At 71.5% G+C, this 9,868-nt stretch carries 10 protein-coding genes; 3 read left to right on the forward strand and 7 right to left on the reverse strand.

The genetic code is table 11. The features are described 5' to 3' along the window. Positions 1-188: 188 nt before the first annotated feature. From ACFV8T_RS37050 to ACFV8T_RS37080, 7 genes are all read right to left on the reverse strand, one after another. A complete protein-coding gene (locus ACFV8T_RS37050) occupies positions 189-1,772 on the reverse strand; it encodes a dipeptide ABC transporter ATP-binding protein (protein WP_385336134.1) in 1,584 nt (527 codons plus the stop codon). Further along, complete coding sequence (locus ACFV8T_RS37055; RefSeq protein ID WP_266414625.1) at positions 1,769-2,758, reverse strand: ABC transporter permease; 990 nt, start codon at positions 2,756-2,758, stop codon at positions 1,769-1,771. Before ACFV8T_RS37055 ends, ACFV8T_RS37050 begins: the two co-directional genes overlap by 4 nt. Beyond that, positions 2,755-3,738, reverse strand: coding sequence for an ABC transporter permease (locus ACFV8T_RS37060; protein ID WP_385336136.1), 984 nt, complete (start codon positions 3,736-3,738; stop codon positions 2,755-2,757). The genes ACFV8T_RS37055 and ACFV8T_RS37060 overlap by 4 nt, the downstream gene beginning before the upstream one ends. A 2-nt stretch (positions 3,739-3,740) precedes the next feature. Continuing rightward, the gene (locus ACFV8T_RS37065) at positions 3,741-5,465 is read right to left on the reverse strand and encodes an ABC transporter substrate-binding protein (RefSeq protein ID WP_385336138.1); all 1,725 of its coding nucleotides are present in this window, start codon (positions 5,463-5,465) and stop codon (positions 3,741-3,743) included. A 225-nt stretch (positions 5,466-5,690) separates the two neighbouring features. Further along, complete coding sequence (locus ACFV8T_RS37070; protein WP_323180069.1) at positions 5,691-5,786, reverse strand: Ms4533A family Cys-rich leader peptide; 96 nt, start codon at positions 5,784-5,786, stop codon at positions 5,691-5,693. 167 nt (positions 5,787-5,953) lie between these two features. Continuing rightward, a complete protein-coding gene (locus ACFV8T_RS37075) occupies positions 5,954-7,276 on the reverse strand; it encodes a DUF3152 domain-containing protein (RefSeq protein WP_385336140.1) in 1,323 nt (440 codons plus the stop codon). An 8-nt stretch (positions 7,277-7,284) separates the two neighbouring features. Continuing rightward, complete coding sequence (locus ACFV8T_RS37080; RefSeq protein ID WP_385336142.1) at positions 7,285-8,250, reverse strand: alpha/beta hydrolase; 966 nt, start codon at positions 8,248-8,250, stop codon at positions 7,285-7,287. A 109-nt stretch (positions 8,251-8,359) separates the two neighbouring features. On the opposite strand from ACFV8T_RS37080, the gene ACFV8T_RS37085 reads away from it, so the two are divergent. The 3 genes from ACFV8T_RS37085 (at position 8,360) to ACFV8T_RS37095 (ending at position 9,755) form a co-directional block, all read left to right on the forward strand. Then, the gene (locus ACFV8T_RS37085) at positions 8,360-8,575 is read left to right on the forward strand and encodes a hypothetical protein (protein ID WP_266414632.1); all 216 of its coding nucleotides are present in this window, start codon (positions 8,360-8,362) and stop codon (positions 8,573-8,575) included. Between the two features lie 168 nt (positions 8,576-8,743). Further along, positions 8,744-9,385 (forward strand): TetR/AcrR family transcriptional regulator, encoded by a 642-nt coding sequence (locus tag ACFV8T_RS37090; protein WP_018105511.1) that lies wholly within the window; start codon positions 8,744-8,746, stop codon positions 9,383-9,385. 142 nt (positions 9,386-9,527) lie between these two features. Then, positions 9,528-9,755, forward strand: coding sequence for a DUF3107 domain-containing protein (locus tag ACFV8T_RS37095; RefSeq protein WP_218105578.1), 228 nt, complete (start codon positions 9,528-9,530; stop codon positions 9,753-9,755). Positions 9,756-9,868: the final 113 nt, after the last annotated feature.

Consider the following 9,868-nt stretch of genomic DNA (forward strand, 5'->3'; position numbering starts at 1 on the left):
ACCCCCCCCGTTTCTCTTTTGGGGGTCTCGTTGGGGGGGTGGCGGTGCAGAGGGGGGACGACGGGGAGGGGGCCCGGGGGGGGCAGGCGGGTTTTTTTCCCCCCCCCCCACCGAAAGGGGTGAACCGTCGTAACTTTCCCGCCCCCGTAGCGTTCTGTCGCGCTATGGGAGCGATCGGTCACACAGGGTCAGGCGGCGGCCAGCTCCTTGCGGGCCGCGCGGCGCACCGCCGCGAGCGCCGGATCGAGCGCGGGAACGGCCGCCAGGAGCTGCCTGGTGTACGGGTCCCGGGGGTTCTCGTACACCTGGCCCACCTCGCCCTCCTCGACGATCCGGCCCTGCCGCATGACGGCGACCCGGTCGCTGACCTGCCGTACGACGGCGAGGTCGTGCGCGATGAAGACCAGGGCGAGCCCCAGTTCCCGCTGCAGTTCCGCAAGCAGGGCGGTCACCTGGGCCTGGGTCGTCACGTCGAGCGCGGAGACGGCCTCGTCGCAGACGATCAGCTCCGGCTCGGCGGCCAGCGCGCGGGCGATCCCGACGCGCTGGCGCTGTCCGCCGCTGAACTCGTGCGGATAGCGGTCGTAACTCTCCGGGGCGAGGCCGACCCGGGTCAGCAGATCCCGGACCCGCGCCCTGATCACCGCCTCGTCGCGCTCCCCCGAGGCCCGCAGCGGGTCGGCGACCGACTCGCCGATCGAGCGGCGCGGGTTGAGCGAGGAGACGGGGTCCTGGAAGACCATCTGCACCCGGGCCTCGCGGGTGAGCCGGCCCGAGGTGGGTTCCAGCAGGCCGACCAGCATCCGCCCGAGGGTGGTCTTGCCGCTGCCGCTCTCACCGACGATGCCGAGGGTCTCGCCGCGCCGGACGGTGAGCGAGACACCGTCGACGGCGGCGAGGGCGGTCTTCCCCCTGCCGAACACCTGCCGGACGTCGACGGCCTCGACGAGCGGCGCGCCCGCGTCGTCCGCCGGCTTCGCGCCCGAGGGGATCCGTCCTTCCGCCACCCGCGGCACCGCCGCCAGCAGCGCCCGTGTGTACGGCTCGCGCGGCGCCACGAGCACCTCGCCCACCGGCCCCCGTTCCACCGCCCGCCCCGACTGCATGACCAGCACCTCGTCGACCGACTCCGCCGCCACGCCCACGTCGTGCGTGACCAGCAGCAGCCCCATGCCCGTCTCCCGGCGCAGATCGTGCAGCAGGTCCAGGATCTGGGCCTGGACGGTGACGTCCAGGGCGGTCGTCGGCTCGTCGGCGATGAGCAGCTGGGGCTCGCAGGCCAGGGCCATCGCGATCAGTGCCCGCTGCCGCATCCCGCCGGAGAACTCGTGCGGCCGGGACCGGGACCGCCGTACCGCGTCGGGGATCCCGACCCGGTCCAGCACCTCCACCGCCCGTGCCCGCGCCGCCCGGCGGGAGGCCCGGTGGTGGACCCGGTACACCTCGGCGATCTGGTCGCCCACCGCGTAGTACGGGTCCAGCGAGGACAGCGGGTCCTGGAAGACCATCGCGGCCTTCGCACCCCGCAGGGCGCGCAGTTCCGCGTCGTCCGCCGCGCTCACGTCCACCCCGGCGACCCGGATCGAGCCGCCGACCTTCGCACCGGTCCCCCGGTGCAGTCCGAGCAGGGCGTACGCCGAGGCGCTCTTGCCGGAGCCGGACTCCCCGACGACGCCGAGCGCGCCGCCGGCCTCCAGCGAGAACGACAGCCCGTCCACCGCCCGCACATCGCCGAACGAGATCGAGAGATCGGAGACTTCGACCAGGCTCATGCCAGTACCACCCGTCGGTCGGCCATCGCCTGGAGAATGTCCGCGACGGCATTGGCGAGGACGACGAAGAATCCGGTGACGAGCACCAGACCGACGACCACCGGAAGGTCCACGTGCTTCACGGCGTCGACGAGTTCACGGCCGACCCCGGGAATCCCGAAGAGCGATTCGGTGAGGACGGCGCCGCCGAACATCGAGCCGATGTCCAGTGCGCCGAGCGCGATCACCGGCGCCAGCGCACCGCGCAGCGCGTGCCGCCCCACGAGCGCCCGTTCGCCGACCCCGTACGCCCTGAAGGTGCGCACATGGTCCTCGGCCAGGGTCTCCAGCATCGAGGCCCGGGTCATCCGGGCGTACGGCGCGGCGGACACCAGGGCCAGCGAGATCCAGGGCAGCAGCAGGTTCCAGGCCCACTGCTCCGGGTCCTCGGTGAGCGGTACGTAGTCCGGGAACGGCAGGATCTGGAGCGCCGTGACCAGGATGATGATCAGCAGCAGCCCGATGACGAAGACCGGGGTGGCCATGCCGGCCAGGGTGATCCAGGTGAGGACGCGCTCGGTCGGCCGGCCGCGCCGCCACACCGAGAGCAGTCCGGTGCCGACCCCGAGCAGCATCCACAGCACGAAGGCGCCGACGGCGAGCGAGGCGGTGGCCGGGAGCTTGGCCAGGATCAGCTCGGTGACCTGCTGGTCGCTCTGGTACGAAAGCCCCAGGCAGGGCGCCTGGCAGTGCAGCACCCCGGTCCCGGTCGAGTAGTCGCGGCCGACGAAGAGCCCCTGGAGGAAGTGCGCGTACTGCACGTACAACGGGTCGCCCAGGTGCAGCTGTTCGCTGACCTGCGCCACCTGTGCGGGCGAGCAGCGCGGACCGCAGGCGATCTGCGCGACGTTGCCGGGGGCGACGTAGAAGGCCGCGTAGACGACGACGCTGAGGGCGAGCAGCACGAAGAGTGCTCCACCGAGGCGCCGGAGCAGGAACCACTTCACGCGTCGGCCTCCTTCTTCCGTCCGGTGCCGATCCGCAGCCGGGACTCGGCGCGCGGGTCGAGCGCGGTGCGCACGCCCTCGCCGAGGACGGTCAGCGCCAGCACGGTGACGAAGAGCAGCAGTGCGGGGATCAGCAGATAGGTGGGCGCCGCCTGGTACCAGGTGTCGGCGTCGCTGAGCATCTGTCCCCAGGACGGTGTGGGCGGCTTGATGCCCACACCGAGGAAGGACAGGGCCGCTTCGACGACGATGTTCGCCGGGAAGAGCAGCACCGCGTAGGTGATGACGGGGGCGGCCAGCGCGGGCAGCAGTTCGCGCCTGGCGATCTGCCAGGAACCCCAGCCGCTGAGCCGGGCGGCGGCGACGTGGTCGCGCGATTTCAGCGAGAGCGTCTGGGCGCGCACGATCTTCGAGGTTCCGGACCAGCCGACCAGGCCGATGATCACGGCGATCAGGACCGGGCGGGGGAAGCTCGTGGGTACGACGGCGAGCGCGCCGAGCGCGATCACCATGACGGGCAGCGCGACCACGACGTCGGTGACCCGGCTGAGCGCCTGGTCGACGAAGCGGTTGCCGAGCCCGGCCGCGAGCCCGATGCCGACCCCGATGAGCACCTGGAGCAGGGTGGCGGCGAGCGCGACGCCGAGCGAGACCCGGGCGCCGTACACGACGCGGGCGAACAGGTCGCGCCCGGTGAGCGGTTCGACGCCGAGCCAGTGCTCGGCGCTGATCCCGCCGAAGGAGCCGGCCGGCACCCCGCCGGTGGCGGAGTCGACGAGATCCGGGTGGTACGTGGTGGGGTCCTGGCCCTCGATGCCCGCGAGCAGCGGTGCGGCGAGCGCGACCAGGACCAGCAGGGCGACGATCACGGCCGCCACGAGGGCCGCGCGCCGGGCGCGCAGCCGCCGCCAGAACGGATGGGCCCCGGAGGCGGGGACCGCGACGGCCCCCGCCTCCTCGGCCGGAATTGCGTCTGCCATGGCTACTTGACCGCGACCTGCGAGATGTCGAGCACACCGGTCCAGTCGCTGATCACGACGTTCTTGACGGACTCGCCGTACAGGCGCTTGTAGACCGGGTGGAACAGCGGCACGGTCAGCGCCTGCTCACCGACCTTCTTGTCGAGCGCGCCCCAGCGCTTCGCGGCGGCGCTCAGGTCGGTCAGCTTGTTGATCTCGTCGATCTCCTTGTTGACCGCGGGGTCGTTCAGCTGGCCGGAGTTGAAGTTGTAGCCGGACTTGACGATCTGGCGCCCGTCGAAGATCGGCGCGAAGAACGGACCGCCGGACGGCCAGTCGGCGCCCCAGCCGCCGAGGAAGAAGCCGGGCTCGCTCTTCAGGCTGTAGACCGTGTCGGAGTAGTCGTTGCTCTCCAGGCCCTGGAGCTTGACGGTGATTCCGGCCTTCTTCAGCGCCTCCTGGAGAGCAGTGGCGATCTCCGGGCTGGTGGCGAAGTCCTTGTCGTTGGAGTGCGTGAGGGTGACGGTCAGCCCCTTGGGGTAGCCGGCCTCCTTCAGCAGTTCCTTGGCCTTGGCCGCGTTGCCGTTCTTCCCGGCCGGGAAGTGGTCGTACGGCGTGTGGCCGAAGGCCGCCTGGTCGGGCAGGAAGGTGGTGGCGGGCTCGGCGAGCGAGGAGCCGCCGGCCGCGTTGACCACGGAGGAGCGGTCCACGGCGTACGAGATCGCCTGACGCACCTTCGGGTTGTCGAACGGCTTCACCTTCGGGTTGAAGGCGATGTAGTTGGTGTAGCCGAAGTGGCCGGTGCCGACGCGGGCGGCCAGCTTCTTGTCGCCGGTGACCTTGGCGAGCTCGGCCGGGCCCAGGTTGGTGTCGGTGGTGACAGCCGCGGCGTCGGCGCCCTGCGAGGCGGACAGGCGCTGGTTGATGACGGCGGAGTCGAGCCCGGAGCGCACGTCGATCCGGTCGGGGTAGGCCTTGCGCTCCTCGTCGGTCGCCGCCGACCAGTGCGGGTTGCGCTCCAGGATCAGGCGCTCGCCGTCGCCCTCGTTCTTGACGACCTTGTACGGGCCCGAGGAGATCGGGTGCTCCTCGTACTTGGTGCCCTTGTCCTTGGCCTTGGGCACCGGGGTCGTCTGGGTCTGCGTGGCCAGGAAGGGGAACTCGCCCTCCGGCTTGTTGAGGTGGAAGACGATCGTCTTCGCGTCGGGCGTCTCGATCGAGTCGAGGCCCTTCTTGTCCTTGTACGGGCCCTGGTAGTCGGCGCCGCCGATCAGCCAGTCGCGCAGGTAGGGCGCGCCGCCGGAGAGCTCGGCGGCGAAGGAGCGCTCGATGCCGTACTTGATGTCGGCACTGGTGATCGCGGTGCCGTCCTCGTACTTCAGGCCGTCCTTGAGGGTGTACGTCCACACGGTGGCGTCCTTGCTGGGCCTGCCCAGGTCGGTCGCGAGGTCGGGGACGACCTTCGCACCGGCGGCGCCGTCCTCCCGGTTGCGGGTGGTGAGCGTGCGGAAGACCAGGGACGGGACGTTGCCGCCGCCGGAGGTGTAGAGCCGCGCGGGGTCGAAGTCCTCCTGCGGCTTGCTGTTGAGGACGGTGAGCGTGCCGCCCTTCTCGGGCTTGCCCGCCGCGCCGGAGCTGCCGTCGCCGCCCTTGTTGTCCTTGGGCCCGCAGGCCGCGGCACCCGCGGCCACGACGAGTACTGCGGTGGCCGCTGCCACGCGGCGCGATATGACGGACGGTTGACGCATCGGAAGGTGACCTCTCGGGTGTACTGCCTGGAGAAAGGAACAAAAGGAATTCCGCGCAGGCAGCGACGAGAGCGAGTGCACACAGCCGGTCGACGGGTGGAGAAATTGACCGGAAACACCGAACTGCCGCGCCTGCGGGCGGAATGCGCCCGGCGCGGCAGTCATGCGTGGCGGCCCAGGCCCGTCAGGGCTCGGACCGCGGGCGGACGCGCGCTCGGGCAGGCGTCAGCAACAGTGGATGTCGGCGACACTGTGCCCGGTCACACCGATGAGCGCCAGCTCTATGACTGCGCGATCGGGGAGGACGGGGCCGTGTGACATGTCGAGAAATATGGATCACCGCCCAGGGGATGTCAACGCGAATTGAGACAGCCATCTCACCATGCGGACAGTTTGCGGGCATGCGTACGCCGGTTCCGCGTACGACCACGAGGCGGGGCGCGCCCGGGAGGCGGCCCGTCGCACCTGCGGGCCCACCCTCTCCCGGATCAACTGGGCGGATACACCCAGGCGTTGGGCCGGCACTTGATCCCGTCGATGTTCAGGGACTTGGTCTGCTGCTGCATCACCGGAGCGAGGGCTCCGCGCGTGCCGCAACTCACATGGTTGTGACCCAGCCGGTGACCGACCTCATGGTTGATCAGCATCTGGCGGTAGGCGAAGAGTTTGTCCGGACCGAAGGTCGACGACCCCTGTGCCCAGCGGTAGGCATTGATCATCACGCGCTCGGTCGCCGCGGAGTCGCACGAGACGTTGTCCTCCGTCGTGTCCAGCCCGGACTTCATGCACCATTCGCCGGTGGTCCCCGGACTGGCCAGGGTGATCACGAAATCGGGGTCGTCGGTGGAGACCCGCTCGAACGTCATCGCCCCGTCGTGCGCCCAGCTGCGGTCGTCGTTGAGCGTCTCCTGGACGGCCCTGGCGAAGAGCGCGGCGTCGAGGCCGAGGCCCTTCTCCACGTCGATCCGGTAGCGGTACCTGTGCCCCCGGCCCGGGGCCTTCGCCGTCCCCGGAACCGCCTCGAACTTTCCGGACGCCTTCAGTTCCGGGGCGAGCGGATAGGCCTTGGCCATCTTCTGGGCGTACGAGAGCGGCTTGGCCCGCACCGGCTCCGGGGTCGGCCGGTCGTCCGAGCGGGAGGCGCCGTCGGGGCCGCGCCGGTCGACGCCCGAGGGCTGCGCGGCGGTGGTCCCGCCGTTGTCCTGGGCGACCTGCCCGGCCACCACCACCGCGAGGACCGTGGTCACCGCGGCGGCCGCGATCCCGGTGAAGGTGCGGCCCTTGGCGCCCTTGCCGTCCTTGGCCGGCGCCGGGCCATCGGCGCTGCCGCCGCCGGGCGGCTGCTCGTCCCGCTCGCCGGCCGGGGCGGACGGATCGGCGGGGCGGGCCGGCGGAAGGGAAGGCCCGCGCGGAGCGGGCGGCGCGGGCGGCGCGTCGAACGCCTCGACGAACTCGCGCCGCGGTCCCGGTATCAGCGGCCGGGTGCCGGTCGGCTGCTGCCGCCCGGCACCCGCCTGCTGCTGGGCCGCCGGCCGCGCCCCGGGCCGGTGGTCGTCGCCCCGGTGAAGCTGCTGGGGACCGGCCCCCCAGCCGCCGCCGGGTTCGCGCTGTTCGGGGTGGCCGCCGCGGACGTGTCCGCTCTGCTGGAACGGGGTGTGCCCGTCGGAGCCGGCCGGCGCCTCCGCCGACCTCCGGCGCCGCCCGGTGCCGGGGACCGGCCGGACGGCCTCACGATCGGCGCCCGCGTCCGCGGTGGCGGCCTCGATGTCGGACCCCGAGGGTTTGGGGCCCTTTCGGCTATGTCGTCCCACGCCCCGGATCAGCTCCCGCCGCGTTCGTCGAGCAGCTCCCGGAAGGCCTGGGCGACCGCCTCCGGGTACTCCATCATCGCCACGTGCCCCGCGTCGGGCAGGGTCAGCAGCCGCGCATCACGGAAGGCCGCGGACGCCTTGCGCGCCATCCGGTACGAGACGAGCTGGTCCCGTCCGCCATACACGAGCTGGGTCGGAGCGAGCACCCGCTCGGCCTGGCGCCACAGTCCGTGCTGCCCGCCGAGCGTGTACGCGTCGACAATGCCACGCGCCGAGCGCGCCATCGCGTCCCAGAAGTAAGGCAGTCCCATCCGGCGCTCCATTTCGGCCACCGCTGCGCGGAAGCCCGACTCGGAGACGCGCCCCGGATCGCCGTAACAGAGCGCCATCACCCCGCGGGTGCGTTCCTCCGCGGACCAGTCCCTGGTCATCCGGGCGAACAGACCGGCCACACCGGGCACCGCGAGCAGACCCGTCGGTACGGCGGACCGCTGCACCCGGATCTCGGGGAGCGCGGGCGAGACGAGGGTGAGGGTGCGCACCAGGTCGGGACGGACCGCGGCGACCCGGGTGGCCACCGCACCGCCGAGCGAATTGCCGAACAGGTGTACCGGCCCGCGCTCCTCGGCGTCGAGGAACCGGATCACGGCGCGGGCATGCCCGGTGACCGAGTAGTTCCCGTCGTCCGGCGGCGGCGAGTCACCGAAGCCGGGCAGGTCGACCGCCTCGCCGTCCACCACATCCTGGAGCAGCGGCATCAGCGCCGACCAGTTCTGCGAGGAGCCGCCGAGCCCGTGCACGTAGAGCGCGGGCGGCAGCCCGGTCCGCTCGGGCGGCCGGGACCGGACGGTCAGCGTCAGCCCCGGCAGCGCGACGGAGCGCAGTTGCTCCCCCTCCGCGACCCCGACGGCACTCACTGCCGGGGACACCGCGGCGGCGACGGCACGGACTCCCGGCAGTTCGGTCGAAGACATGCGGCAATGTTACGAGACGATCACACCCCGATTCATGTGTTCGCCGTCACAGACCGCGTAGCGGCCCACGGGCGCAGCTCCTACGCTCGAAGCAAGGAAGGGAGTCACCATGACGGTCGACCCCAGCGACCCGGAGACCTTCGAGGACATCCAGCCGGACGAACCGGACCAGGAGACGCCCCGGGCGGACGCCGCCGAGCAGCGGGCGGATCTCCAGCAGCGGCACGACGAACCGCTCACGGACATCGACCGGGACAGCGCCGACGAGGCCGATGCGGCGGAACAGGCCCGCGTCGTGACACAGGATGAGGACGATTACCGCTGATACAAACTGCTTTGTCCCGGTGGCCGGGGAATCTGTGGCTACCGCAGCCGTCCGGTCCATGAAATTCTGCGTCCGCGCCGCGCACACCCGGGTTACCCAAAAGTACGATGGCTGTACGGCGCAGCGTGCACGGAAAGGCTGTGTCCGATCACAAATTTGGGAGGCGGCGTGACAGCCATCGAGCAGACCGAGGCGGCGCGCCCGCGGGGCACTCGCCTGCCTCGCCGCGCCCGACGCAATCAGTTGCTGGGCGCCGCGCAGGAAGTCTTTGTGGCACAGGGCTACCACTCCGCCGCGATGGACGACATCGCCGAGCGGGCCGGGGTGAGCAAGCCGGTGCTCTACCAGCACTTCCCCGGCAAGCTGGAGCTCTATCTGGCCCTTCTCGACCAGCACTGCGAGTCGCTTCTCCAGGCGGTCCGTACGGCCCTGGCGTCGACCACCGACAACAAGCTCCGGGTCGCCGCGACGATGGACGCGTACTTCGCGTACGTCGAGGACGAGGGCGGTGCCTTCCGGCTGGTCTTCGAGTCCGACCTGACCAACGAGCCCGCGGTGCGCGAGCGCGTCGACCGGGTGTCGTTGCAGTGCGCGGAGGCGATCTCCGACGTCATCGCCGGTGACACGGGACTGTCCAAGGACGAGTCCATGCTGCTCGCGGTCGGCCTGGGCGGTGTCTCCCAGGTGGTCGCCCGGTACTGGCTCTCCAGCCGGTCCGCCATTCCGCGTGACACGGCGGTCCAGCTGCTGACCTCGCTGGCCTGGCGGGGCATCGCGGGCTTCCCGCTGCACGGCATCGATCAGCACTGACGCGGGCCGCCCGGAGCGGTCGCCGTCCGTGTTCGCTGCGGGCGTTGCCCGCCGACCACTGGCGGCTCCCCTCAGCGGGCTAATGTGTGCTGCGTACGGCGCGGCTCACCGCGCAGGGACTGACCGTCGGAGGGACATAGCCGTGGAGGTCAAGATCGGGGTGCAGCACACGCCCCGGGAGATCGTTCTGGAGAGCGGGCTTTCCGCCGAAGAGGTCGAGAGCACGGTCGCCGAGGCTCTCACCGGTAAGGCGCAGCTGCTCAGCCTCACGGACGAGAAGGGCCGCAAGGTCCTGGTGCCGGCCGACCGGATCGCTTACGTGGAGATCGGCGAGCCCAGCACGCGTCGCGTGGGCTTCGGCGCGCTGTAGGCAGCACGCTCCGAGCAGTGACCGTGGCAGCGGGGCGGGGGGGGGGCCCCCCGGGCGACGCCCCTTCTCTTCTGCTGTGGGGCCCGTGTGGACCCCCCTCCGGGGAGGGGTGT

It is taken from the genome of Streptomyces sp. NPDC059832 (genome assembly GCF_042731715.1).
Lineage (GTDB): Bacteria > Actinomycetota > Actinomycetes > Streptomycetales > Streptomycetaceae > Streptomyces.